Consider the following 24,160-nt stretch of genomic DNA (forward strand, 5'->3'; position numbering starts at 1 on the left):
GCCGGTGGACCGACCCGAGAACCTTCGGATCCCTCGGGGCGTCAGAAGCTCCGAGCGGACGTTCACCGCGCGCATCCCATCTCCTCGAAGGGCCCCGATGTCCACATCCCCTATGCTCGCCCAACCGCCCGTCGGGCTGTCACCGTTGAAGGAGGACGACCCGACCGACATCGGTCCCTACCGATTGGTGGGGAGGATCGGCGCCGGAGGTATGGGCGCCGTCTACGGCGCCCTGGACACCTATGGCCGGTGCGTGGCGGTCAAGACCGTGCACGCCCGCTTCGCCCGACGGCCCGAGTTCCGTGAGGCCTTCGCGCACGAGGTCGCGATGTTGGCCCGGGTCGACGGGGTCGGTACCGCTCGTTTGCACGCCCATGACACCGAGGCGGAGGTGCCGTGGTTGGCCTTCGACCACGTGCCCGGTCGGGACCTGCGTGCCCATGTGCGCGAGTTCGGTCCGTTGGAGGGCGAGATGCTGCGCGTGTTCGCCCTGGGTATGGCGGAGGGGCTCTCGGCCCTGCACACGGCGGGGGTGGCCCACCGCGACGTCAAACCGGGCAACGTGATCCTGGCGCCGGACGGGCCGAAACTCGTGGACTTCGGTATCGCGGTCGAGATCGGCACCGAACGTTCCGAGGATGCCTCGGCCTCCTATGGAACGCCGGGGTGGACCGCGCCCGAACGCTACACCGGTGCCGCCGCCGATCCGGCCGCCGACGTGTTCGCCTGGGGCGGGCTGGTCACGTTGGCCGCCACGCGGAGGGCTCCGTTCGGCACCGGCGACGCCGATGAACTGGCGCGCCGCGTGAGCACGGGGGAGTACGACGTCACCGGGGTGCCCGAAGAGCTGAGGGCACTGGTCGAGGCCTCGTTGTCGGTGGATCCGGGGTCGAGGCCGACGTCGGCGGAGCTGGTCGAGGCTCTGCTGCCCGAATCCGACGAGGGGGGCATGGGCCCGGTGTCGACCGCCGACACCCTGCGTCGCATGCTCCGCGACTACTGGCGCGGGGTGGACGCGGCCGGACACGACCCGGCCCGCTGGGCGGCCTGGCTCGGCGGGGCCTCCGCCGTCGGGTTGGGGGCCGTGGGAACGCTGGGCGGTGTCGTGGGGGCCGGTGGCGCGACGGCTGGAGGGGCCGCGGGCTCCGCCGCCGGCGCGACGGCCGCCGGGAGCGGGGGCACGGTCGCCTCCGGTGCGTCGTCGGGGGCCGCTGCCGGGGCTTTCGGTGGGGGATCCTCCTCCGGCGGTGTCCTGGGCGGCCTGGCCGGCTCCAAGGCGGCGATGATCGGTGCCGGCGCGCTCGCCGCGGCCGGTGTGGCGGCGGGCGGTTTCGTGGTCTACGACCTGGTGAGCGACTCTCCCGCGGACCTGGTGGCCTCGGCCGCCACGATGGTGGAGGAGAGCGCCGGATTCACCGCCACGGTGGAGCGCACCCCGGTGGACGGTGGCGAGACGGTGACCGAGGAGTACCTGTACTCGGCGGACGGGGAGAGTTTCCTGATCCGGGGGGCGGCCATGGGCCCGGGCACCACGGCCGTGGCCTCCCATCAGGGCGAACTGTACGTGTACGCGTCACACGAGGAGGACCTCGGACTGTGGCAGGACTCGCCTCAGGAGTTGTGGACGGATGGTGAGTCCATCTCCCTCGACTTCGGTGAGGAGGGGGACCACGGACTGTGGCGGAATTCGTCCCGGCCCCTGGGATCCGACGTCGAGATGAGCGCGGAGATCCTTTCTCCCGCCCTGGTCACCGGGCCGCTGCGGACTCTCGCCGGATCGGGGGAGGTCGAGGCCGTGGAAGGGCGGGAGAGGGTCTACGAGGGCTCCACGGTGCTGGAGCTTCTGGAGGCGGGTGAACTCGTGGAGCGGGAGGCGACCGGACGTGTCGGGCTCGACGAGGAAGGCGCACCGATCTGGGCCGAGTACATGAGCGACGGATGGGAGACACGGGTCGACTTCGAAGAGATCGGTGGCGGGGTGGTGCTGGAGGACCCTCAAGTGTGGGCGGCCGAGAACGACGGGTTCGGTTGGGCCGTGGTGCGGGCTCCGATCTGTGGAACCGTGCGTCTGCCGGGCTGGGCGGCGGACCGGGACGCGGAGAAGGTGTGGGAGGTCCAGGCCAGCGGTTGGGACGTGGACTGCGATTACGCGATGGAGGTGGCGGCGTTGAGGGAGGACTCGAGCCGGGACCCGGAACGATTCGAAGGACTGCACGGGGCCAGAGGCGGTATGGGCGGCATCACGCAGTACGACGGCAGGGTGGCATGCGGCCTTTTCTGGGAATCGGTGATCGATGACGACGGCTTCTCCATCCCCTCCTACGCGTACGGCCCCTGCCAGGAGTCCGAGGTGCTGTCCCGGGAGGACCTGAGCGAGTTCTACACGGTGTCCGAGGTCGAGTTCGGTCCGGTGACCCTGATCGACTTCCACCAACGGGCCTGACCGTGACGGTACGAAGGCCGGGAAGGTCCCTCTCTCCGCCGTGGTGACGGTCGGAGAAGGGCCGGTATCGGAGCGGTGCGCGCACGGCCGGTGAACGGTCCGGGCGGGGCGCGGTCGATCGGGGGCTCTTCGGCCTACCTCGTGCGGCCTCGGACCGCCGGGCGGAGAGGGTTCGGGACGGGGAAAGACGAAGCGGGGGCGCGCCCTGAGGCGCACCCCCGCCGGGTCCGGCCGGATTCCACGTCCCCCAACGTGGAACCGGCCACGCGGCCCGCGCACCGAGTGCGGTGGGGCCGCTGGGAAGCGAATACGGTGATGGCTCCGTGTCGGAAACCCCCATTTACGACACGGACACTCGTATTCGCCAGGTCTGGCCGGGTCCCACGTCCCCCAACGTAGGACCCGACCGCGCGGCCTGCGCACTGAGTGCGGTCTGGCCGCTGGGAAGGCGGGCGCGGCGAAGATATCGTGTCGGAAACCCCCATTGCCGACACGAACGCTCGCGCCCGCGCATGGTCTCGAAGATGATGTTCGAAGCCTCTCACAGACCTTGGTGGGTGGGTCGGGGTCGGGGTCGGTCCGGGGTGCTTCACCTGTGAGAACGCTTCGTATGGGACAGGTGTTCCCGCGCGTTGGAACGAATTCACGTGTCCACCGGTAAAAACCGGGTGTGGAACGGGGCATGCGCCGCCCATGCTCATGGGTCGACCCATGAGGACGGGAGGAGACCATGTCCGACACGACCACCCTCTGGCGCCCCACCGGGCCCGAGGAACTCGCGCTGGTCGGGGATTCCGGTCGGCGGGCCTGGCCGCCGCGTCTTCCGGAGCAGCCGATCTTCTATCCCGTCCTGAACGGGGACCGCGCCGTTCGGATCGCGCGGGAGTGGAACCTGCCACGTGACGGGGAGGGGCATGTCACCCGCTTCCACGTGGACTCCTCCTTCGTCTCCCGTTATCCGGTCAGGCGGGCGGGCGGAAGGACCATCCTGGAGTTGTGGGTGCCCGCGGAGGAACCACCGGAGTTCAACGCCCATCTGCGCGGTCCGATCGAGTCGGTGCGCTCCTTCCTGCCCGGGGACCGATCGGAGGGTCGTTCGTCTCCGCCCTCGCGCGCGTACGCGCGGGGTGAAGGGGTGAACAAGGGACGTCGATCGGTCTGACCGCCTCGGTCCGCGCTCGTGAGGGACATGGTCGGTCGAGGGGTCGGCGTGCGCGAGGCACACCGGCCCCTTTCCGTGCTCTCTTCGACTACCGGCGGGTCATGGTCTGTCGGGTTCCGGGGAACGTTCCAGAAGGGTGTCCAGGACCTCTCCCAGCGCGTCGGCGAGCACGACCGGTTCGCGCCGTGCGGCCTCGCGGGCGCGGTCGGCGCTCGTCGGGGGACGCGGGGCCGGGATCAGCGGCCTCGGCTCGGCCTCGCGCGGGTGAGGGGTGGGGTGGTGGGGCTTCCGTCGGGGTTCGAGGGTTGTGGCCATGGGGGTGTCGGGCGGGCTCTGGACGCCGCGCCCTCCTCCTTTTCCTCGCTCGTTCGGCCTCTGCCGGCCCACGTGACGGTGTCGGTGCCTGCCCTACCAGAGATAACACGTCAGAGTGACATTCGGTGGATACGGAGCGTGCCTGTGGATGAACACGGGCTCTCCGGGGCGCGGAGGAATAACCGGCTTGCGTCCTGGGTTCCGCATGATAGTTTCGGAGAAAACATTTTCCTGGGAAGCTACTTCGATCGGGGAACGGCCATGCAGTTCGGAATCTTCACGGTCAGTGACGTCACGACCGACCCCACCACGGGGCGTACGCCCACCGAGCGTGAGCGCATCAAGGCGATGGTCGCCATCGCGCTGAAGGCCGAGGAGGTGGGCCTGGACGTCTTCGCCACCGGCGAGCACCACAACCCGCCGTTCGTGGCCTCCTCGCCCACGACCATGCTCGGTTACATCGCCGCCCGGACCGAGAAGCTGATCCTGTCCACGTCCACCACGCTGATCACCACCAACGACCCTGTTCGTTTGGCTGAGGAATACGCGATGCTCCAGCACCTGGCCGACGGCCGGGTGGACCTGATGATGGGCCGCGGCAACACCGGCCCGGTCTACCCCTGGTTCGGTCAGGACATCCGTCAGGGCATCCCTCTGGCGCTGGAGAACTACAACCTCCTGCACCGGCTCTGGCGCGAGGACGTGGTCGACTGGGAGGGCAAGTTCCGTACCCCGTTGCAGGGCTTCACCTCCACGCCTCGCCCGATGGACGACGTGCCCCCGTTCGTGTGGCACGGTTCGATCCGCAGCCCGGAGATCGCGGAGCAGGCCGCCTACTACGGTGACGGCTTCTTCCACAACAACATCTTCTGGCCCTCCACCCACACCAGGAAGCTCATCTCCCTGTACCGTCGCCGTTTCGAGCACTACGGCCACGGTCGGGCGGACCAGGCCATCGTGGGTCTGGGCGGTCAGGTGTTCATGCGCAAGAACTCCCAGGACGCGGTGAAGGAGTTCCGTCCCTACTTCGACAACGCGCCGGTCTACGGCGGCGGCCCCTCCCTGGAGGAGTTCACCCGCGAGACCCCGCTGACCGTGGGCAGCCCCCAGGAGGTCATCGACCGTACCCTGGGCTTCCGGGAGACGTTCGGCGACTACCAGCGTCAGCTCTTCCTGATGGACCACGCGGGCCTGCCGCTCAAGACCGTGCTGGAGCAGCTCGACATCCTGGGCGAGGAGGTCGTTCCGGTCCTGCGTCGGGAGTTCGCCGCCAAGAAGCCCGACCACGTTCCCGACGCGCCCACCCACGCCTCGCTCCTGGCCGCCAAGGAGCGGGCCGCCACGAACACGGAGGACGACCGATGACCCGGAAGCTGGTGACCGTCACCGCCGGCCTGAGCAACCCTTCCTCGACCCGGCTGCTCGCCGACCGACTGACCAACGCCACCGAGGAGGCCCTGGCCGAACGGGGCGAGACGGTGGACGTCCGTGTCGTGGAACTGCGCGAGGTCGCCCACGACATCATGAACGCCATGACCACGCGGGTGCCCACCGGCGACCTGTCCGGGATCCTGAAGGACATGGACGAGGCCGACGCGGTCATCGCGGTGACCCCGGTCTTCAACGCCTCCTACAGCGGTCTGTTCAAGTCGTTCTTCGACGTGGTCGAGCCGGGGACCTTGGACGGCACCCCGGTCCTGGCCGCCGCCACCGGCGGCAGCCCGCGCCACTCCCTGGTGCTGGAGCACGCCCTGCGGCCCATGTTCTCCTACAGCCGCGCGGTCGTGGTGCCCACGGGCGTCTACGCCGCGTCGGAGGACTGGGGCGCGGGAGAGAGCGGCGGTCGTGAGCTGTCCGAGCGCATCGCCCGGGCGGCCCGCCAGCTGGCGCTGCTGGCCACCGAGCACTCCGCGAAGACCGAGGACCCCTACGAGGAGCCCACGCCCTTCGCCGATCTGATGTCCGGTCTGGGGACCTGACCCGGCCCCGATCCGTATCCCCGTGCCCTGCACTGCGCACCCCGCGTTGTGCGGGGCACAACTTTGCGCGCACTCCCTTATGTCCCGTTCGGGCGTCTCCCTAGAGTCATCCCACCGATGAGTCGGTTACCGCTCTGCCCGCCTCCGACCTGGGGAGTCCCGATGCGACTCACAGCCCCCGCGCGCGCCTGCGCGCTCCTCGGACTCGCGGCCCTGATCACCGCCTGCGCACCACTACAGACCCCCGGCGCCGCCTCCGGCGTGGACGAGAAGGAGGGAACGCTCCGCGTCTGGTTGTTCTCCGAGGTCGACCAGGCCCCGAAGGAACGGGTCGTCGACGAGGCCGTCGCGGAGTTCGAGGCCGCGCACGACGGTGTCGACGTCCAGGTCCAGTACATCCCGGTGGAGACACGGGCCGAGCGCTTCCAAGGCGCCTTCCTCGACCCCGCCTCCGCCCCCGACGTCGCCGAGTACGGCAACACCGACCTGGCCGGCTACGTCGAGTCCGCGGGGTTCGCGGACATCACCGACGACCTGGCCGGCTGGGAGCCCTACGAGGACGTCTCCGAGGACGTCGCGGCAACGGCCCGGGTCGAAGGGGTCGACTACGGGGTGCCCTGGTTCCTCGGGGCCCGCGCCCTCTTCTACCGCACCGACGTTCTGGAGGAGCTCGACCTGGAGGTGCCCGGGACCCTGGAGGAGGTCGTGGAGACCGCGCGCGCGGTGCGCGAGCACGACCCGGCCATGCTCGGGATCTCCACCGGCGGCGCCTACACCTACGCGATGATGCCGTTCGTATGGGCGCACGGCGGCGACATCGCCGAGCTCCACGAGGGCTCCTACACCGCCACCATCGACTCCGCCGAGTCCCGTCGGGGGCTGGAACTGTACGGGAGCATCCTCTCCGACGACGTCTGTCCGCCACAGACCTGTTCGCAGATGACCGGGGACGCCTCCGTGCAGAACTTCCTCGCGGGCAACGCGGCCATGACCATCGGCGGCAACTTCAACCTCAACGCGCTGCACGACAGCGACGTCGCCGAGGACGCCGCCGTCGTCCCCCTTCCAGGGACCGAGCCCGGCACCGTCGCCCCGGCCTTCGCCGGAGGCAACAACCTCGGTGTCCTGGCCGGGACCGAACGCCGCACCCTCGCGGTGGAGTTCGTGAAACTGCTGGCGGGCAAGGAGTACCAGCTGAAGATGTACGAGGCCATGGGGAACCTCCCCGCCTACACCGACGTCCGTGAGGAGCTGGCCGCCTCCGACGAGGAGATCGCCCCGTTCGTCGAGACCATCGACGCCGGGACCCGCTTCGTGCCGGTCACCGGCGCCTGGGCGACGGTGGACGCCGAGGGCGTCCTGCCCACCATGGTGCAGCGGGTGGCGGCCGGGAACGCGACGGTCGACCAGGCCGCCGAGGAGGCCGCCCGGGCCCTCGACGACGCGTTCGGGAGAGGGTGAGGCCCGTGGACGTCAGACCCCCCGCCCCCGCCCCCACGTCCCCAGCGACACGACGCCCCACCGGCCGGCCCCCGGGTTCTCGCGGCCGCCGGATCGAACCCTGGATGTACCTGGTACCGGCCGCGCTGGTCCTGGGCGTCATGCTGGTCTATCCGCTCTACCAGCTGATCCTGGTCTCGTTCTTCGACTACCGGCAGCCCCAGGTCACCGGCGCCGAGCCGCTGGAGTTCGTCGGTTGGGCGAACTACCGCGCCCTGATGGCCGACGCGCAGTTCTGGGAGGTGCTGCTCAACACGATCGGCTTCGCCGCGGCCTGTGTGCTCGGCACCCTGGCCGTGGGCGGCACGCTGGCGGTCCTGGCCACCCGGCTCACCCCCTGGGTGCGCACCCTGCTCTTCCTGGCCGCGCTGGGGGCCTGGGCGACCCCCGCCGTCACCGGCAGCGCCGTGTGGCTGCACCTGTTCGACCCCACCCTGGGGCCGGTGAACCAGGCCCTGACCTGGCTGGGCCTCGGCGACTTCTCCGGACATTCCTGGACCTACGACAAGTGGTCGGCGTTCGCGCTGGTCGGGGCCCAGGTGGTGTGGTGCTCGTTCCCGTTCGTGATGGTCACGCTCTACGCGGGGATCAAGGCCATCCCCGAAGAGGTGCTGGAGGCCGCCCGGCTGGACGGCGCCTCCACGTCCCGGATCGCCTGGTCGGTGATGCTGCCGATGCTGCGTCCGGCGGTCGCCATCGTCACCATCCAGTCCATCATCTGGGACTTCAAGATCTTCACCCAGATCTACATCATGACCGGGGGCGGCGGTATCGCCGGCCAGAACCTGGTCCTCAACGTGTACGCGTATCAGAAGGCGTTCGCCTCCGGGCAGTACGGCCTGGGCTCGGCGATCGGAGTGATCACCACCCTGCTCCTGTTGCTGATCACTCTCGTCTACCTGCGCGCTCTGCGCCGTCAAGGGGAGGAACTGTGACGCTCCGCAGGCTCGGGAGCGACGCCGCCGGGCTGCTGGTGGCCCTGGTCGTCGCCCTGCCGCTCTACTGGATGGTGCTCTCGGCGCTCAAACCGCGCGCGGCCCTGGAGGCCGGAGACCCCACCCCCTACACCCTGGAACCGACCCTGGAGTCGTTCCGTCGGGTGCTGCTCCTCGACGGATTCGGGCAGTACCTGTTCAACAGTCTGCTGGTGGCGGTCGTGGTCGTCACCGTCTCCACCCTGTGCGCCTTCCTGGCGGCGGTGGCGCTCACGCGCTACCGGTTCCGGCTGCGGACGACCCTGCTGATCATGATCCTGACCGCGCAGATGGTGCCGGTCGAGGCGCTGACCATCCCGCTGTTCTTCCTCATGCGCACCCTGGGGTACGGACTTCCGGGGATCGGCCTCAACCAGCTGGGCTCGCTCATGCTCGTGCACACGGCGTTCGCCATCCCCCTGGCGGTCTGGATGCTGCGCAGCTTCGTCGCGGCGGTGCCCAAGGAGCTGGAGGAGGCGGCCTGGCTGGACGGCGCCGGCAGTCTCACCTTCGTCACCAGGGTGCTGTTCCCACTGGTCGCCCCCGGCGTGGTGGCGTGCAGTATCTTCTCGTTCATCATGACGTGGAACGACTTCCTGTTCGCCCGCACCTTCATCATCTCCGCGCAGGAGAACCAGACCCTGCCCATCGCCCTGCTCTCCCTGTTCAAGCCGGACGAGAACGACTGGGGCGGGATCATGGCGGGCTCGGTCCTGATGACCCTTCCCGTCCTGGTGTTCTTCCTGTTCGTGCAGCGCAGGCTCGCCAACGGCCTGGGCGGGGCGGTCAAGGGGTGAGCCCGGTGCCCGAACCCCGACGCAACTCCTCGGCGTCGCTGCGCCGGGCGCTGGCCGTGGTGGAGCGGGTCCGCTCCGCGCCGCCCGAACGCGGCGGTGTCGGTCTGACCGAGCTGGCGGAGGAACTGGGGGTGCACAAGAGCACCGTTCTGCGTCTTTCCGTGCCGCTGGTGGAGTACGGCCTGCTCACCCGTGATCCGCGCACCGGGCGGTTCCGGGTGGGGACGGCGGCCCTGTTGTTGTGGCAGTCCTACCTGGACCATCTGGATCTGCGTTCGGTGGCCTCTGAGCATCTGCGGGGTCTGATGCGCGCGACCGGCCACACCTGCCATCTGGTGCTGCTGGACGGTCACGACGTCGTCTACATCGACAAGGTGGAGAACACCGCCACCGTGCGCATGTCCTCGCGGATCGGGGCCCGGATGCCCGCCTACCGTACGGCGGTGGGGAGGGCGATCCTCGCGTTCGGTCCGGAGGACCTGGTGGCCGACGTGGTGGCGGCCGGTCTGCCGGCCGTCACCTCCAGGACGGTGACCGACCCCCGGGTCCTCGCCGAGGAGCTGCGGCGGGTGCGGGAGCGGGGCTACGCCATCGACGACCGGGAGAACGAGCCCGAGGTACGGTGCGTGGCCGCCCCGATCTTCGACCACAACCGTGACCCCGTGGCGGCGATCAGCGTCTCCTCCCTGGCCGGCAGGTTGCCGGTGGCCAGGGTGCGCCGTCTCGGGCCGGAGGTCGCGGCCGTGGCGGCGCGGGTGTCGGCCGAGTTGGGCGGGCGGGCACCGGGTCCCACGGACGGAGGACGCGGGGCCCGGTAGGCCGTCCGGCGCGGCGATCGTACCCGGTCACGTGACGGGGGCAGGGGCCTCCCCGGGCCGGGCGGAGACTTCGTGGAGTTTTCCTCTCATCACCCGTTGCAGCGGGATTTCAATGGTGTTAACTTTCTGGGAAGCGAATATGGGAGCGCTCCCGAATGTGGGTCGCCCTCCGGTTCGCAGACCGGACCGCACCTCGACCGACCGGTGCACGACGGACCGGCGAGAGTCCCCACCCCGCCGAGTCCGCACACCGCGTCGCCCCTTCCGGTCCCTCGAGGACCCGTGCGACGCCCTTCGCAAGCTCACCCTCCTTGGCACCCCCCTACGCGAGGAAACGAAGATGAGCAGAACCAACGCACACCCGACCCGGCCGCGGCGCGCGCTCGCCGTGGCCTCCGCCCTCCTGCTGGGCGTGACCACCGCACTCACCGCCTCCGCCCCGGCGACCGCCGCCGACGAGCGGGTGGACAACCCGTACGTGGGCGCCGACGTCTACGTGAACCCGATCTGGTCCGCCAACGCCGCGGCCGAACCCGGTGGCGAGGCCGTCGCGGACCAGCCCACCGGCGTCTGGCTGGACCGGATCAGCGCCATCGAGGGCAACGACAGCCCCACCACCGGTGACATGGGTCTGCGCGACCACCTCGACGAGGCGGTCGTCCAGGCCGCCGGAGAGCCGCTGGTCTTCCAGCTGGTCGTCTACAACCTGCCGGGGCGCGACTGCGCCGCTCTGGCCTCCAACGGCGAGCTCGGCCCCGAGGAGATCGACCGCTACGAGTCGGAGTACATCGACCCGATCGCGGACATCCTGAGCGACTACGAGGACACCTCCCTGCGGATCGTCACCACGATCGAGCTCGACTCGCTGCCCAATCTGATTACCAATGTGTCCCCCCGCAACACCGCCACCCCCGAGTGCGACGTCATGCTGGCCAACGGCAACTACGTCAACGGCGTCGGCTACGCGCTGTCCCGGCTCGGCGCGATCGACAACGTCTACAACTACGTGGACGCCGGCCACCACGGCTGGATCGGCTGGGAGGACAACTTCGCCGCCTCCGCGGCGCTGTTCCACGAGGCCGCCAACGCCAACGGGGCCACCCCCGACGACGTGCACGGGTTCATCTCCAACACCGCCAACTACTCGGCCCTGAAGGAGGAGCACTTCGCGATCGGCGAGACCATCAACGGAACGCCGGTGCGCCAGTCCTCCTGGGTGGACTGGAACAACTACGTCGACGAGCTCTCCTTCGCCCAGGCCCTGCGCGTCGAGCTGGTCTCCCAGGGGTTCGACCCGGGGATCGGAATGCTCATCGACACCTCCCGCAACGGTTGGGGCGGCCCCGACAGGCCCGTCTCGGCCGGACCGACCACCGATGTCGACGCCTACGTCGACGGTGGCCGCTTCGACCGCCGCATCCAGTACGGGAACTGGTGCAACCAGGCCGGCGCCGGACTCGGCGAGCGGCCGACCACCGCACCCGAACCGGGGATCGACGCCTACGTGTGGATGAAGCCCCCGGGCGAGTCCGACGGCTCCAGCACCGAGATCCCCAACGACGAGGGCAAGGGGTTCGACCGTATGTGCGACCCCACCTATGAGGGGAACCCCCGCAACAACCACAACATGAGCGGCGCCCTGCCCGACGCGCCCGTCTCCGGCCACTGGTTCTCCGCACAGTTCCAGGAGCTGCTGGCCAACGCGCACCCGCCCGTCCAGTAGGAGGCCCTCCCGGATCGGGCGCCCGCCGTCCCCCGGCGGCGGGCGCCCGGCAGGGCCGCCCCTTCCGAAGGGAGCCCTCGTGAAGCAACGCCCGATACCCGCCCTCGCCATGGCCCTCGCACTCGCGACCGCTCCGTTCGCACACGCGGTCCCCGCCCACGCCGACAGCGGGTTCCGGGTCGACGACGGGCGCCTCGTCGACGCGGCGGGGAACGATTTCGTCATCCGCGGGGTCAGCCACCCGCACACCTGGTTCCCCCACGAGACCGGGGCCCTGGCCGACATCGGTTCTCTGGGAGCCAACACCGTCCGAGTGGTCCTCAGCAGCGGCGACCGCTGGCAGGAGAACGGCGCCGAAGAGGTCGCCGCGATCGTCGCCGACTGCAGGGAGAACCTGCTCATCTGCATGTTGGAGGTGCACGACACCACCGGCTATGGGGAGGATCCCGAGGCCGCGACGCTGGAGCAGGCCGTCGACCACTGGCTGCGGATCCAGGACGCGATCGAGGGAGAGGAGGAGCACGTCCTGGTCAACATCGCCAACGAGCCCTTCGGCAACGACGAGGCGACCAACGCCTCCTGGGCCTCCGAGACCTCGGAGGCGATCCGGCGCCTGCGCGCGGCCGGTTTCGACCACACCCTGGTCGTCGACGCCCCGAACTGGGGCCAGGACTGGACGCACACCATGCGCGACGGTGCCCAGGAGGTCTTCGACTCCGACCCCCATGCCAACACCGTGTTCTCCATCCATATGTACGGCGTCTACGAACAGGAGTCGGTGATCGTCGACTACCTGGAGTCCTTCACCGACCGCGGTCTGCCCCTCGTCATCGGTGAGTTCGGGTTCGACCACAGTGACGGCGATCCGGACGAGGACGCCATCATGCGCCACGCCGAACGACTCGGTCTCGGGTACATCGGCTGGTCCTGGAGCGGGAACGGCGCCGAGGTCGCCTACCTGGACATGGTCGAGAACTTCGACGTCGACTCTCCGACCCCCTGGGGCGACCGGATCATCCACGGGCCCGACGGCATCGTGGAGACCTCGGTGCGGGCCCCCGTGTACGGCGCGGAGCGGTGACCCGGATCACGCGCGCGTACGTAAGAACCCCGGCCGCGTACCGTGCGCTGCCGGGCACACCCCCCACGAACACAGGAGGAGAGACCTGTGCGATCACGTCAGACCCTTACCGCCACCATGGCGCTCGGAGGCCTGGTCGTCGGCTACGCCGTCGTCGCCGCGCCCAGCCCCGCCGAGGCCCACGGGGCCTTCACCTACCCCGCCTCCCGGACCTACGCCTGCTATGAGGACGCCATCGCGGGCGGGTCCGGGGGCGCCCTCCAGCCCATCAACGACGCCTGCGCCGACGCCCTCGACGAGGGCGGCGAGTACGCCTTCTGGAACTGGTTCGGCAACCTGATCGGCGATTCCGACGGACGGCACCGGGAGTTCGTGGCCGACGGAGAGCTGTGCGGTCCCACCGAACAGTTCTCGGCCTTCAACGCGGCCCGTACCGACTGGCCCTCCACCCCGTTGCGGCCGAACACGACGGTGGAGTTCCACCACAACGCGTGGGCGCCCCACCCGGGGACCTTCTACACCTACGTCACGGTGGACGACTGGGACCCGAACGCCCCGTTGAACTGGGACGACCTGGAGCTGATCGACGAGGTCGTCGACCCCCCGCTGCGCAGCGGGGGAGTGGCGGGCGCCGAGTACTACTGGGACGTGGACCTCCCCGACCGGGAGGGACGCCACGTCGTCTACTCGGTCTGGGAACGCTCCGACAGCCCCGAGGCCTTCTACAACTGCTCCGACGTCGTCTTCGAGTGACGACCGGGGAGGCCGATCCGAGCCACGGGGCGGCCTCCCCTCCCCTAACGCTGTTAGGTAAATTGATGTGATGGACACCCTTCGCATCTATCGGAACGGGCAGGAGCGCCTCGCCGCCCTGGCCGCAACCCTCGACGAGAGCGCGCGGACCACCCTCGTCCCGGCCTGCCCGGCCTGGGACGTGCGTCAGACCTACGCCCACATGGCGGGGCTCTGCGTCGAGGTGGTCCAGGGGCTCGTGACCCCTCCGACCCGGGACGAGGAGACCGCCCGCCAGGTCGCCGATCGAGCGGGCATGAGTCTCGACGAGATCGCCGCCGAGTGGACCGAGAACACCCCGGCCCTGCTCGAACTGGTCGGTTCCCAGAGCCGGAGGCGCTACGCCCTGCCGGCCCTGGACGTGTGGCACCACGAGAACGACATCCGGGGCGCCCTGGGGATGGGGCCCCGGACCGAGGACGCCGATCAGCTCGCCGACTTCGTCCTGGGCGGCCTCGCCCTGGCCTGGTCGTCCGATCTGCCCTCGGTGCGGGTCCGGGCCACCGACACGGACCGCACGTGGTCGCTGGGGGAGGGCGCCGACCTCACTCTGGAGGCGACCGTCTTCGAACTGGCCCGCGCGGTGACCGGCCGACGTTCGCTCGCCCAGATCGGGGCGATGGACTGGAGCGGCGACCCCTCCGCCGTGGTGGGCCGTCTGCCCTCCCTGCCCGCCCCCGAGATCGACCTGGAGGTCTGACCGGTACCCGGGGACGACGTGCCGGAGAGGGGACCGTGCCCCTCTCCGGCGACGTTCACCCGCCCCGCCCGGCCCGGTTCCTCCGGGTCAGCAGGTACAGCAGGTAGGGCGCGCCCAGGATCCCGGTGATCACCCCCACGGGCAGTTCGGCCCCGCCGAAGGCGGTCCGCGCGATCAGGTCCGAGCAGGCCACCAGCACGGCCCCGCAGACCATGGTGGGGAAGAGCCCCGCCGGACCCGCGCCGAGCAGGCGACGGACGATCTGCGGCGCCACCAGGGCGACGAACGAGACCGGACCGGCCACGGACGCGGCCATCGCCGCGAGCGCGGCGGAGGTGAACACCAGGGCGGCGCGGGCGACCTGGACACGGGAGCCCAACGCGGTCGCCATGTCGTCGCCGAGCTGGAGCAGGGCCAGCGACCGGGACAGCATGAAGGCGACGGGGGCCAGTAGAGCCAGGGCCGCCCAGATCGTGATCGCGTGCGGCCATTCCCGGTTGGCCAGACTGCCGGTGATCCAGACCATGGCGCGCTGGGCCGAGGAGAGCTCGGTCCTGGTCAACAGGTACGACGTCACCGAGCCCGCCATCGCCGAGAGCGCGATCCCCACCAGGATCATCCGGTTGCCGACGACCCCGCGTCGGTAGGAGAGCAGGTACAGCAGCGACACGGCGCAGACCGCGCCGACCAGGGAGCCGACGGTCACCGTCAGGGTGGTGCCGCCGAAGACCACGATGGCCAGGACCGCCGCGGTCGTGGCCCCGGCGCTGACCCCGATGATGTCCGGGCTGACCAAGGGGTTGCGGGCGAGCCGTTGCAGTAGCGAACCCGAGAGCGCCAACGCCGCTCCCACACCCGTGGCCGTGAGCACCCGGGGCAGGCGCATCTCCACCACCACGTGCGTCACCATCGTCCCGGCCCGGCCGGTGAGCGCCTCGACGACCTCCCCGGCGCCCACGGTGAAGTCTCCGACGGTCAGCGAGAGCACCGTGACCGCCGCGGCGAGGCCGGTCAGGGCCCCGCCGAGCAGGATCGACGGCCAGGACACACGTACCGACAGGGAACCGCGGCGCAGTACCCCCGAGGAGGGGCCGCGCGAGAGGAGTGATCCGTTCACAGGCCCGCCACCCTTCGCCGACGCACCAGAACGATGAAGAAGGGGGCGCCGATGAGCGCGGTGACGATGCCGACCTGGAGCTCCTCCGGTCGGGCCACCACCCGACCGACCATGTCCGCGGTCAACAGCAGGATCGGCGCCAGCACCGCCGACCAGGGCAGGACCCACCGGTGGTCGGGGCCCACGAGCAGACGCGCGATGTGCGGCACCGCGATCCCGACGAACCCGATCGGTCCGGCCACCGCCGTCGCCGTCCCGGCGAGGAGCACCACAGCCAGGGCGCTCACCGCGCGCACCGCCCACACCCGGGTGCCCAGGGAACGGGCCAGGTCGTCGCCGAGCGCCACCGCGTTCAGGGCGCGGGTCGAACCGAAGGCCAGGAGCATCCCCAGGAGCAGGAACGGAGCGGCCTGCCCCAGGACGGCGCCCATGCCCTCCGAACCGGAGAGCGAGCCCACCACCCAGAAGCGGTACTCCTCCAGGCTCGCCCGGTCGCTCAGCACCAGGGCCGAGGTGACCGAGCCCAGGAGCGCCGAGAGCGCCGCCCCGGCGAGGGTCAGCTTGATCGGGTCGGCCCCGCCGGAGCCCAGGGAACCCACCAGGTGGACCATGACGGCGGCCAGGGCGGCGCCGCCGAAGGCGAAGAGGACGTACACCGGCAGGGCGGAGATCCCGAGCACCCCGATGGCGACGACCGTGGCCAGGGAGGCGCCCGAGTTGATGCCGAGGATGCCCGGGTCGCCCAGAGGGTTGCGGGTGATCCCCTGGACCAGTACCCCGGACACGCCCAGGGCGGCGCCCACGGCCACCCCGGCGAGAGCGCGCGGCACCCGGAGATGCAGTACGACCAGGTCGGTGTCGCTGCCGGTGAAGTTCCAGTAGGCGGAGTACACCTCGGTCGGCGACAGGTACCGGTAACCGACCAGCACCGACGCCAGCAGGGTCACGGCGAGCGCCCCCACGGCCACCACCAGCCCGACGGCCCGGGCCCGGGGACTCCGGAGCAGGCCGGGGCCGCCGGGGTCGCTCCGAGGGCCCCGGACCGGGAGGACCCGGGTGGGGGAGGGGGACGCGTCGGCCGTACGTTCGGCCACCGGGCCCTACCCGAACAGGTCGGGGTGGAGGATCTCCGCGATCGTCGCCACGGCGGGCGCGCTGCGCACCCCGGCGGAACGGTCGGCGAAGGTGAACTCCCACACCTGGTCCTCGGTGACCGCGGTCAGGTTGGCCAGGGCCGGGTTGCCCATGATCCGCTCGATGTCGGGGGCGGAGTCGGCGGCGGTCATCTCGGCGTCGCAGCACACGTCGATCAGGATGTGGTCCGGATCGCGTTCGATGACGTCCTCGACGGAGACCTGGTGGTTACGGCGTCCGTCGAGGTCGGCGAAGGCGTTGACCCCTCCCGCCAGGTCGATGAGCTCGGTGGAGAAGTCGGGGCCGCCCGCCACGTGGAACCCCTGGTCGCCGGGGCGGCCGATCATCACCGTGGGGCGCTCGTCCTCGTCGACCCGACCCTCCAGGGTCTCGGTGACCCCGTCGACGGTGGCCCGCATCTCGGCGATGACCTCGTCGGCGCGCTCGCTCACGTCGAACAGCGTCCCCAGGTCCCGCAGGTCGGCGTAGACGTTGTCCATGGTCACGTCGGCCGGGTCGATGCTCTCGTCGCTGCGCCCGTCCTCGCTGGGACACAGGGGCGAGAAGATCCAGCTCTCCACGCCCAGTTCGCGCAGGGAGGCCCGGGTGCCCAGACTCTCGTCGGTGAACACGTCGGTGAAGCCGGACAGCACGAAGTCGGGCCTGGCGTCGAGCAGCTCCTCACGGCTCGGCAGGTTCGGATAGTACTTCTGCTCGGCCTGGGCCTCGACGTAGTCGTCCAGGACCACGGCGTCCAGGAAGGCCGTGCCCACCAGGCGGTCGCCGATACCGAGCGCGTGCGCCATCTCGATGGCGGGTTGGTAGGCGGCGAAGACCCGCTCCGGCGGAGCGTCGGCGGGGACGTCGACGTCGCAGTTGCGGAGGGTCTCCCCGGCGGCCTCCTCGGCGTCGGGGGAGATCGCCCCACCGCAGGCGGTGAGCGTGGCCACCAGAACGAGGGCGAGACCGGAACGGACACGGCGGCGGAGAGCCCGCGCGTCACTGGGCTTCATCGAACAAACCATCCTTCGTGGTTTGATGACGCGGACGGTCGCAGCCGGTCTCCTGGCTCCCGGAGTCGGACTCTCGTCCAGCGCTCTCCGCCCTTCCCGGGCCGTGTTCGGCCCAGTGGCGTATGGGAGGCGCCCTCCGGTCACAGTGGCGAGGACCGCGCCGGAATCTCACCGGCTTCCCGTGCACTACGACGTCGACGACATGAACTTGTGTCGATATTCAGCGAACACCGTAGTACATGCCGTTCGCCCCACTCCCTCCGGATCCGTCGCGAAGGAGGGGGCGTTCGATGTCCTCGGTCCCTCAGGGCGTGTAGGGGATGCGGTCGATCCGACGCACCTCGCCCAGGGTGGACCATTCGTTGCGTCCCAGTCGGGCCAGCGGCCGGAGCAGTTCGACGTCGGGGTGGTCGCCGTCGAGGTACCCCTTGTCCACGGCGGCCCGCACGATACGGCCGAACACCACGGTGGAGTCGCCCAGGGTCAGGGTCGAGTGCAGCGCGCACTCCAGGGCCACGGGGGAGGAGGCCACCCGGGGAGGCCGGACCTCGACGCTCGGTTCGCGGGCGATGTCCAGCGCGTCGAACTCGCTCACGTCCGCCGGGTAGCGGGTGCCGGTGGCGTTCACCCGGTCCTGGAGGGGTTCGGGGGCGAGGTTGACCACGAACTCGCGGGTCGCCTCGACGTTGGTCAGGGAGTCCTTGCGGCCCACCGAGGTGAACTGCACGATCGGCGGTTCGATACAGGAGATCGTGAAGAAGGAGTGCGGAGCCAGGTTGTCCACACCCTCCTCGGAGGTGGTGGAGACCCACGCGATCGGGCGCGGGACCACCACGGACGTCAGCAGTTTGTAGAATTCCCGGCCGGGGAGGTCGGCGGGTGTCCATTCGGTACGCATCGGGTCCGATTATCCCGTGTGCCGAGGTCCGCCATGGGCATACTCGCCGGATGGAACCGGTCACAGCACAGGATGTACACGACGCCGCCACCAGGATCCAAGGGCACGTGGTGCGCACCCCCCTGACGGTCGGCCCCGACACCGACCGCCCCTTCCTGGTCAAACCCGAGAGTCTGCAACCGACCGGGGCGTTCAAACTGCGCGGCGCCACCAACGCGTTGGCCCTGCTCGACGGGGATCGACGTGAACGCGGGGTCGTCACCCACTCTTCGGGCAATCATGGGCTGGCGCTCACCCTGGCGGCGGTACGCGAGGGGGTGGCCTGCACCGTGGTGGTCCCGGAGGGGGCGCCCGAGACCAAGGTGTACCGGATCCGTGCCCTGGGCGCCCGCGTGGTCGTGGTGCCTCCGGCAGAGCGGGAATCGGCGGTGGAGGATCTGGTCGCGAAGGAGGGGGCGACCTTCGTCTCGCCCTTCGACGACCGTCAGGTGATCGCCGGGCAGGGGACCGTGGGACTGGAGATCCTGGAACAGTCCCCCGACGTCACCACGATCGTGGTCCCGGTCGGCGGTGGCGGGCTGGCCTCGGGGGTCGTCACGGCCGCGTGGACGGTGCATCCGCGCCGGGTCCGTGTCGTGGGGGTGGAACCGGAGCTGGCCGCCGACGCGGCCGAGAGCCTGCGGGAGGGGCGCCGGATCCCCTGGGAGCCCGAACGCACCTACCGGACCATGGCCGACGGCGTGCGCGTGTGCCTGTCCGACCTGACCTTCGCCCATCTGCGGGACCGGCTGGACGCGATCGTCACCGTGACCGAGGAGGAGATCGCCGAGGGGGTGCGGGCCCTGGCGCACGGATCCCGGCTGGTGGCCGAACCCAGCGGCGCGCTGTCGACGGCCGCCCTGCTGTCGGGGAAGGTCGAGACGATACCGGGACGGCCCGAGGCGACGGTCGCGGTGCTCTCCGGCGGCAACATCGACCCGGACCTGTTCGTCCGCCTGGTGGAACCGGACTGACCCGGAGCCCGGTCAACGGTCGTGCCGGTGGGGGCGATCCCCCACCGGCACGGGCGCTAGTCGGGTCGGCGGCCCACGCCCAGCCTCGCGCGAAGTGTGCGCAGGGCGCCCGCGAGCAGGCGGGAGACCTGCATCTGGGAGCAGCCGATCTCCTCGGCGATCTGCGCCTGGGTCCACTCGTCGAAGTACCGACGTTTGAGGATCAGCCGCTCCCGGTGGGGCAGGCTCCGCAGCGCCGGACGGACGGCGGCGCGGTCCACGACCAGGTCGAGTTCGGGATCCTCCACCCCGAGGTACCGATCGAACGCGGTGGTCGGCCCCTCCTCCCTGGGGTCGGAGGCGTTCAACGAGACGGTGTTGTAGGCCTCCGACACCAGCCTGGCCTCTTCCAACTCCCGCTCGGTCAGCCCCATCTCGCGGGCGACCTCGGTGAGGGTGGGGGTACGGGACAGACGCTGCTCCATCTCGCGACGGACCCGGTTCATCTCGGTCCGCCGGGTGCGGGGGTCCCTGGGGGTGTGCACCGCCCAGGTGTGGTCTCGGAAGTGGCGTTTGATCTCCCCGATCACGGTCGGCGTGAGATAGCGGACGAATTCCCGGCCGCGTTCGGGCGAGTAGCCGCGGATCGCCTTGGCCAGCCCGACGTGGGCGGTCTGTCGCAGGTCCTCCACCCGCTCGCCGCGCCCCCGGTAACGGTGGGCGATGCGATTCAGGAGCGGCAGGTAGTGCCGTGTGATGCGCTCGCGCAGCCGTCCGACCAGAGGGTCCTCCGGCTCCAGCGACTTCAGTAGTGAGATCAGGTCCTCGGTGGAGGTGTCCTCCGGAGGCTCGCGACGGGGGCCGGGCACCCGCCCGACGGGGGTGGTGGTCGCGGGGGAAGTCGGCATGGTGAACCTCCTGTCCATGGGACGCGGTCACGTCGGAGCGCCGCGAACACGGGCGTTCTTCGATGTGGAGAGGTCCGAGGCCGGGTGGGCCCGGACGGAAGGTGGCCCCCGGACGGGGCGGGAACGGCGGGCGTCGAGCGGTTCCGCGCCCGCGGGTATCCCCCTGGGGATGCCCAGGGCCGCACGCTGGGAAAACACGGGAACACGACCTTGACCCCGGTCTGTCAGGTATTGGCGCCCCATGGGGGAGAAGTGGACGGAGGGCGAGGAGTCGCCGCCCGGGACGTTTGCGGATCGCTCCCTCCGGTCAGGGCGGACCATGAGGCCCCCATCGTCCCGAGCATCGTCCGACAGGAGGGTTCGACCATGGCAGACGCCGAACGTGACGCCAAGGACCGGCAGCTCGACGCGGAGCGCACGGAGTCGCGAGGACCGCTGACCACCGAGACCGGGGTCAGGGTCGAGGACACCGACAACTCCCTGAGCGTCGGCGAGCGCGGACCGACGCTGCTGGAGGACTTCCACGCCCGGGAGAAGATCACCCACTTCGACCACGAACGCATCCCCGAGAGGGTGGTCCACGCCAGGGGAGCGGGCGCCTACGGACACTTCACGCCCTACGAGGACCTGTCCGACCTCACCGCCGCGCACTTCCTGAGCGGCCCCGACGTCACCACCCCGGTCTTCGTCCGCTTCTCCACGGTGGCCGGTTCACGCGGCTCGGCCGACACGGTGCGCGACGTACGCGGTTTCGCGGTCAAGTTCTACACCGAAGAGGGCAACTACGACCTGGTCGGCAACAACATGCCGGTCTTCTTCATCCAGGACGGGATCAAGTTCCCCGACTTCGTGCACGCGGTCAAACCCGAACCGCACAACGAGATCCCCCAGGCGCAATCGGCCCACGACACCCTGTGGGACTTCGTGGGGCTGCAACCGGAGACCACCCACATGATCATGTGGCTGATGTCGGACCGGGCGATCCCGCGCAGCTACCGCACCATGCAGGGCTTCGGCGTGCACACCTTCCGATTCGTCGACGAGCGGGGGCGGGGCACCTTCGTCAAGTTCCACTGGAGGCCGATCCTGGGGACCCACTCTCTGGTGTGGGACGAGGCCCAGCGCATCCAGGGCAAGGACCCCGACTACAACCGCCGCGACCTGTGGGAGGCCATCGAACGCGGCCAGTACCCCGAATGGGAACTGGGGGTGCAGCTGGTGCCCGAGGAGAACGAGCACGACTTCTCGTTCGACCTGCTGGACGCCACGAAGATCATCCCCGAGGAGCAGGTGCCCGTACGGCCCATCGGCCGGATGGTCCTGAACCGCAACCCGGACAACTTCTTCGCCGAGACCGAGCAGATCGCCTTCCACACCGCCAACGTGGTCCCGGGGATCGACTTCACCAACGATCCCCTGCTCCAGGCCCGCAACTTCTCCTACCTGGACACGCAGCTGCTGCGGCTGGGCGGCTCCAACTTCCAGCAGATCCCCGTCAACCGACCGGTGGCCCGGGTCGACAACAATCAGCGCGACGGCTTCGCCCAGCACCGCGTGCACCGGGGCGGGACCTCCTACTACCCGAACTCGCTGGGCGGCGGCTGCCCGGCCCTGGCCGACGAGAACGTGTACCGCCACTACACGGAGAAGGTCGAGGGGAACAAGATCCGCCGCCGGGCGGAGAGCTTCAAGGACCACTACTCCCAGGCCCGGCTGTTCCTCAACAGCCTCGCCGACTGGGAGAGGGAGCACCTGGTGGCGGCCTTCCGCTTCGAACTGGGCAAGTGCGAGGAGCTCTCGATCCGGCAGCGGGTGGTGGCCAACCTGGTGGAGGTGGACCACGGGCTCGCCGTCGCCGTCGCCGAGGGGATCGGGGTGGAACCGCCCGAGGACCCAGGGACGCGAGGGCACGAGAGCTCCTCGCCCGCGCTCAGCCAGGCGAACACGGCCTTCGGCGACCTGACCGGCCGCCAGGTGGCGGTGCTCTTGAGCGACGGGGTGGACGGCGACGCCGTCGAGGCGATCAGGGACGCCCTCGTGGCGAAGGGCGCGGTGGTCGAACTCCTCGCGCGCGCCGACGGATCCGTGCGGACCCGGGACGGAGGAGACCTGGCGCTGGACCGTTCCTACACGACCGTCTCCTCGGTCCTGTACGACGCGGTGGCGATCCCCGGCGGCGCGGACTCGGTCGACGCCTTGGAGGAGGACGGGGAGGCCCGGCACTTCGTCCTGGAGGCCTATAAGCACAACAAGACGATCGCGGCCCTCGGCCAGGGGACGGCGCTGCTCACGGGCACGGGGGTGTCCGGTCAGCTGGCCACCCCGCCGCTGGAGACGGTGACCCACGAAGGGGTGGTGCGCTCGCCCGCGGTGGACACGGAGTTCATCGAGGAGTTCGCGCGACTCATCGGGCTGCACCGTCACTGGGAGCGGCCCACGGGCGCCGTCTCGGCCTGACACGTCACGGCGACGGTCTCTCACGCGAGGGGGCCGTCGCCCACGGACCATCGAGGAAGAGGGAGAGAGGGCTCCGCCCGGTTCGGGGGCCGGGCGGGGCGCCCCTCGTTCAGGGACCTTCGAGACCAGGGGGAAGCATGCGCGCGGTGGTGTGGAACGGTACACGCGACGTCAGGACCGAGACGGTCCCCGACCCTCGGATCGAGCGGCCCGACGACGCCGTCATCCGGGTCACCTCCTCCGGGCTGTGCGGCTCCGACCTGCACCTGTACGAGGTGCTCGGGCCGTTCATGAACGCCGGGGACGTCCTCGGACACGAGCCCATGGGCGTGGTCGAGGAGGTGGGGCCCGACGCCACGGGCCTGGCGCCCGGACAGCGGGTCGTCGTCCCCTTCCAGATCTCCTGCGGCCACTGTCCGATGTGCGAGACCGGGTTCCAGACCCAGTGCGACAACACGCGGGTGGAGAGCCGGGGCATGGGGGCGAGCATCTACGGCTACAGCGCCCTCTACGGCTCGGTGCCCGGGGCGCAGGCGGAGTACCTGCGGGTGCCGCGAGCGAAGGACAACGTGATCCCGGTCCCCTCACAGGGGCCGGACGACCGCTATGTGTACCTGTCGGATGTACTTCCCACAGCCTGGCAGGGGGTCGAGTACGCGGAGATCCCCGACGGGGGCACCGTGGCGGTCCTGGGGCTGGGGCCGATCGGGGAGATGGCGTGCCGGGTGGCGCTGCACCGTGGGGCGGATCGCGTCTTCGGGGTCGATCCGGTCCCGGAACGGCGTGCGCGCGCGGCGGCGCGCGGCGTCGAGGTGTTCGACCTGCCGAGCGATACCGACGAGCTCGTCGAGCAGATCCGGGAGCGCACCGACGGCCGGGGTCCGGACTCGGTCATCGACGCCGTCGGTATGGAGGCCCAGGGGCACGGAACGGCGCGGCTGGCCCAGCGCGCGGTCTCCTGGATGCCCAAGGGAGCGGCGGCCAAGCTGATGGAGACGGCCGGCGTGGACCGTCTGGCGGCCTTCCAGATCGCCATCGACCTGGTCCGTCGGGGCGGGACCATCTCCCTGTCCGGCGTCTACGGGGGCATGACCGATCCGCTCCCCATGCTCACGCTCTTCGACAAACAGATCCGGTTGCGGATGGGGCAGGCCAACGTTCGGCACTGGGCCCCGGACATCCTTCCGCTACTGGACGAACAGGACGTGCTGGGGGTGGAGGACTTCGCCACCCACCACCTGTCCCTGGAGGAGGCCCCGGAGGCCTACCGGAACTTCCAGGAGAAGCGGGACGGGACCTTCAAGGTGCTCTTCCGGCCCTGAGCGACCGGGCGGGAGGAGCCGATACGGAAGGAACG

General features: G+C 70.3%; 20 protein-coding genes, 1 pseudogene and 1 riboswitch. Of the genes and pseudogenes, 15 read left to right on the top strand and 6 right to left on the bottom strand.

The genetic code is table 11. The features are described 5' to 3' along the window. The first annotated feature begins 97 nt into the window (after nt 1-97). Nucleotides 98-2,443 carry a serine/threonine protein kinase gene (locus U9J66_RS00305; RefSeq protein ID WP_326336620.1) on the top strand — a complete coding sequence of 782 codons (2,346 nt, stop codon included), beginning with the start codon at nt 98-100 and terminating at the stop codon, nt 2,441-2,443. A 730-nt stretch (nt 2,444-3,173) separates the two neighbouring features. Then, nucleotides 3,174-3,605 carry an ADP-ribosylation/crystallin J1 gene (locus U9J66_RS00310; RefSeq protein WP_326336621.1) on the top strand — a complete coding sequence of 144 codons (432 nt, stop codon included), beginning with the start codon at nt 3,174-3,176 and terminating at the stop codon, nt 3,603-3,605. A 99-nt stretch (nt 3,606-3,704) separates the two neighbouring features. Here the strand turns inward: U9J66_RS00310 and U9J66_RS00315 are convergent, their stop codons facing one another. After that, nucleotides 3,705-3,920, bottom strand: a complete 216-nt coding sequence (locus U9J66_RS00315) for a hypothetical protein (RefSeq protein ID WP_014909645.1) — start codon at nt 3,918-3,920, stop codon at nt 3,705-3,707. Nucleotides 3,921-4,181: 261 nt separating this feature from the next. Here U9J66_RS00315 and U9J66_RS00320 point away from each other — a divergent pair, with 261 nt between their 5' ends. The 10 genes and pseudogenes from U9J66_RS00320 (at nt 4,182) to U9J66_RS00365 (ending at nt 14,284) form a co-directional block, all read left to right on the top strand. Further along, nucleotides 4,182-5,285, top strand: coding sequence for an LLM class flavin-dependent oxidoreductase (locus tag U9J66_RS00320; protein ID WP_014911891.1), 1,104 nt, complete (start codon nt 4,182-4,184; stop codon nt 5,283-5,285). Continuing rightward, nucleotides 5,282-5,899: an FMN reductase gene (locus U9J66_RS00325; protein WP_014911478.1), complete on the top strand. Its 618-nt coding sequence runs from the start codon at nt 5,282-5,284 to the stop codon at nt 5,897-5,899. Before U9J66_RS00320 ends, U9J66_RS00325 begins: the two co-directional genes overlap by 4 nt. 162 nt (nt 5,900-6,061) lie before the next feature. After that, nucleotides 6,062-7,360, top strand: a complete 1,299-nt coding sequence (locus tag U9J66_RS00330; protein ID WP_161112274.1) for an extracellular solute-binding protein — start codon at nt 6,062-6,064, stop codon at nt 7,358-7,360. A 104-nt stretch (nt 7,361-7,464) separates the two neighbouring features. Beyond that, on the top strand, nt 7,465-8,334 hold the full coding sequence (locus tag U9J66_RS00335; RefSeq protein WP_014910452.1) for a carbohydrate ABC transporter permease: 870 nt from the start codon (nt 7,465-7,467) through the stop codon (nt 8,332-8,334). Next, nucleotides 8,331-9,170 carry a carbohydrate ABC transporter permease gene (locus U9J66_RS00340; protein WP_017535209.1) on the top strand — a complete coding sequence of 280 codons (840 nt, stop codon included), beginning with the start codon at nt 8,331-8,333 and terminating at the stop codon, nt 9,168-9,170. The genes U9J66_RS00335 and U9J66_RS00340 overlap by 4 nt, the downstream gene beginning before the upstream one ends. Before the next feature lie 5 nt (nt 9,171-9,175). Further along, a complete protein-coding gene (locus U9J66_RS00345) occupies nt 9,176-9,988 on the top strand; it encodes an IclR family transcriptional regulator (protein WP_017535210.1) in 813 nt (270 codons plus the stop codon). Between the two features lie 340 nt (nt 9,989-10,328). After that, nucleotides 10,329-11,711, top strand: a complete 1,383-nt coding sequence (locus U9J66_RS00350) for a glycoside hydrolase family 6 protein (RefSeq protein ID WP_161112272.1) — start codon at nt 10,329-10,331, stop codon at nt 11,709-11,711. Nucleotides 11,712-11,790: 79 nt separating this feature from the next. Beyond that, the gene (locus U9J66_RS00355) at nt 11,791-12,792 is read left to right on the top strand and encodes a glycoside hydrolase family 5 protein (RefSeq protein WP_326336622.1); all 1,002 of its coding nucleotides are present in this window, start codon (nt 11,791-11,793) and stop codon (nt 12,790-12,792) included. A gap of 87 nt (nt 12,793-12,879) precedes the next feature. Continuing rightward, nucleotides 12,880-13,539: pseudogene (locus U9J66_RS00360) on the top strand (lytic polysaccharide monooxygenase auxiliary activity family 9 protein); the annotation flags it as partial. 76 nt (nt 13,540-13,615) lie between these two features. Continuing rightward, nucleotides 13,616-14,284, top strand: coding sequence for a maleylpyruvate isomerase family mycothiol-dependent enzyme (locus U9J66_RS00365; protein WP_041562037.1), 669 nt, complete (start codon nt 13,616-13,618; stop codon nt 14,282-14,284). A gap of 55 nt (nt 14,285-14,339) precedes the next feature. Here U9J66_RS00365 and U9J66_RS00370 read toward each other — a convergent pair whose 3' ends face one another. The 4 genes from U9J66_RS00370 to U9J66_RS00385 form a co-directional block, all read right to left on the bottom strand. Next, entirely contained in the window at nt 14,340-15,401 is a 1,062-nt protein-coding gene (locus U9J66_RS00370; protein WP_326336623.1) for a FecCD family ABC transporter permease, read from the bottom strand. Beyond that, nucleotides 15,398-16,495: a FecCD family ABC transporter permease gene (locus U9J66_RS00375; RefSeq protein ID WP_014911660.1), complete on the bottom strand. Its 1,098-nt coding sequence runs from the start codon at nt 16,493-16,495 to the stop codon at nt 15,398-15,400. The genes U9J66_RS00370 and U9J66_RS00375 overlap by 4 nt, the downstream gene beginning before the upstream one ends. Before the next feature lie 6 nt (nt 16,496-16,501). Next, nucleotides 16,502-17,548 carry an ABC transporter substrate-binding protein gene (locus U9J66_RS00380; protein ID WP_326336624.1) on the bottom strand — a complete coding sequence of 349 codons (1,047 nt, stop codon included), beginning with the start codon at nt 17,546-17,548 and terminating at the stop codon, nt 16,502-16,504. A gap of 25 nt (nt 17,549-17,573) precedes the next feature. Further along, nucleotides 17,574-17,754, bottom strand: a riboswitch (cobalamin riboswitch). A 98-nt stretch (nt 17,755-17,852) separates the two neighbouring features. Beyond that, nucleotides 17,853-18,446: a flavin reductase family protein gene (locus tag U9J66_RS00385; protein ID WP_017535217.1), complete on the bottom strand. Its 594-nt coding sequence runs from the start codon at nt 18,444-18,446 to the stop codon at nt 17,853-17,855. Nucleotides 18,447-18,496: 50 nt separating this feature from the next. Here U9J66_RS00385 and U9J66_RS00390 point away from each other — a divergent pair, with 50 nt between their 5' ends. Then, a complete protein-coding gene (locus U9J66_RS00390) occupies nt 18,497-19,459 on the top strand; it encodes a threonine ammonia-lyase (RefSeq protein WP_326336625.1) in 963 nt (320 codons plus the stop codon). 56 nt (nt 19,460-19,515) lie between these two features. On the opposite strand, the gene U9J66_RS00395 is transcribed toward U9J66_RS00390, so the two are convergent. Further along, on the bottom strand, nt 19,516-20,346 hold the full coding sequence (locus U9J66_RS00395) for a sigma-70 family RNA polymerase sigma factor (protein WP_042285707.1): 831 nt from the start codon (nt 20,344-20,346) through the stop codon (nt 19,516-19,518). Between the two features lie 366 nt (nt 20,347-20,712). Here U9J66_RS00395 and U9J66_RS00400 point away from each other — a divergent pair, with 366 nt between their 5' ends. Both U9J66_RS00400 and U9J66_RS00405 read left to right on the top strand, forming a co-directional pair. Then, nucleotides 20,713-22,803 carry a catalase gene (locus tag U9J66_RS00400; RefSeq protein WP_161112268.1) on the top strand — a complete coding sequence of 697 codons (2,091 nt, stop codon included), beginning with the start codon at nt 20,713-20,715 and terminating at the stop codon, nt 22,801-22,803. Nucleotides 22,804-22,940: 137 nt separating this feature from the next. Further along, nucleotides 22,941-24,125, top strand: coding sequence for an alcohol dehydrogenase catalytic domain-containing protein (locus U9J66_RS00405; protein ID WP_161112267.1), 1,185 nt, complete (start codon nt 22,941-22,943; stop codon nt 24,123-24,125). The last annotated feature ends 35 nt before the right edge of the window (nt 24,126-24,160 follow it).

Origin of the sequence: Nocardiopsis sp. LDBS1602 (assembly GCF_035818715.1) — a bacterium.
Lineage (GTDB): Bacteria > Actinomycetota > Actinomycetes > Streptosporangiales > Streptosporangiaceae > Nocardiopsis > Nocardiopsis alba.

Bases quoted from the DNA above. Each gene is read 5' to 3' on its own strand.
- U9J66_RS00390 (WP_326336625.1), top strand. From the start codon at position 18,497: ATGGAACCGGTCACAGCACAGGATGTACACGACGCCGCCACCAGGATC.
- U9J66_RS00385 (WP_017535217.1), bottom strand. From the start codon at position 18,446: ATGCGTACCGAATGGACACCCGCCGACCTCCCCGGCCGGGAATTCTAC.
- U9J66_RS00325 (WP_014911478.1), top strand. From the start codon at position 5,282: ATGACCCGGAAGCTGGTGACCGTCACCGCCGGCCTGAGCAACCCTTCC.
- U9J66_RS00405 (WP_161112267.1), top strand. From the start codon at position 22,941: ATGCGCGCGGTGGTGTGGAACGGTACACGCGACGTCAGGACCGAGACG.
- U9J66_RS00330 (WP_161112274.1), top strand. From the start codon at position 6,062: ATGCGACTCACAGCCCCCGCGCGCGCCTGCGCGCTCCTCGGACTCGCG.
- U9J66_RS00310 (WP_326336621.1), top strand. From the start codon at position 3,174: ATGTCCGACACGACCACCCTCTGGCGCCCCACCGGGCCCGAGGAACTC.
- U9J66_RS00305 (WP_326336620.1), top strand. From the start codon at position 98: ATGTCCACATCCCCTATGCTCGCCCAACCGCCCGTCGGGCTGTCACCG.
- U9J66_RS00395 (WP_042285707.1), bottom strand. From the start codon at position 20,346: ATGCCGACTTCCCCCGCGACCACCACCCCCGTCGGGCGGGTGCCCGGC.
- U9J66_RS00320 (WP_014911891.1), top strand. From the start codon at position 4,182: ATGCAGTTCGGAATCTTCACGGTCAGTGACGTCACGACCGACCCCACC.
- U9J66_RS00400 (WP_161112268.1), top strand. From the start codon at position 20,713: ATGGCAGACGCCGAACGTGACGCCAAGGACCGGCAGCTCGACGCGGAG.
- U9J66_RS00365 (WP_041562037.1), top strand. From the start codon at position 13,616: ATGGACACCCTTCGCATCTATCGGAACGGGCAGGAGCGCCTCGCCGCC.
- U9J66_RS00315 (WP_014909645.1), bottom strand. From the start codon at position 3,920: ATGGCCACAACCCTCGAACCCCGACGGAAGCCCCACCACCCCACCCCT.
- U9J66_RS00335 (WP_014910452.1), top strand. From the start codon at position 7,465: ATGTACCTGGTACCGGCCGCGCTGGTCCTGGGCGTCATGCTGGTCTAT.
- U9J66_RS00380 (WP_326336624.1), bottom strand. From the start codon at position 17,548: ATGAAGCCCAGTGACGCGCGGGCTCTCCGCCGCCGTGTCCGTTCCGGT.
- U9J66_RS00350 (WP_161112272.1), top strand. From the start codon at position 10,329: ATGAGCAGAACCAACGCACACCCGACCCGGCCGCGGCGCGCGCTCGCC.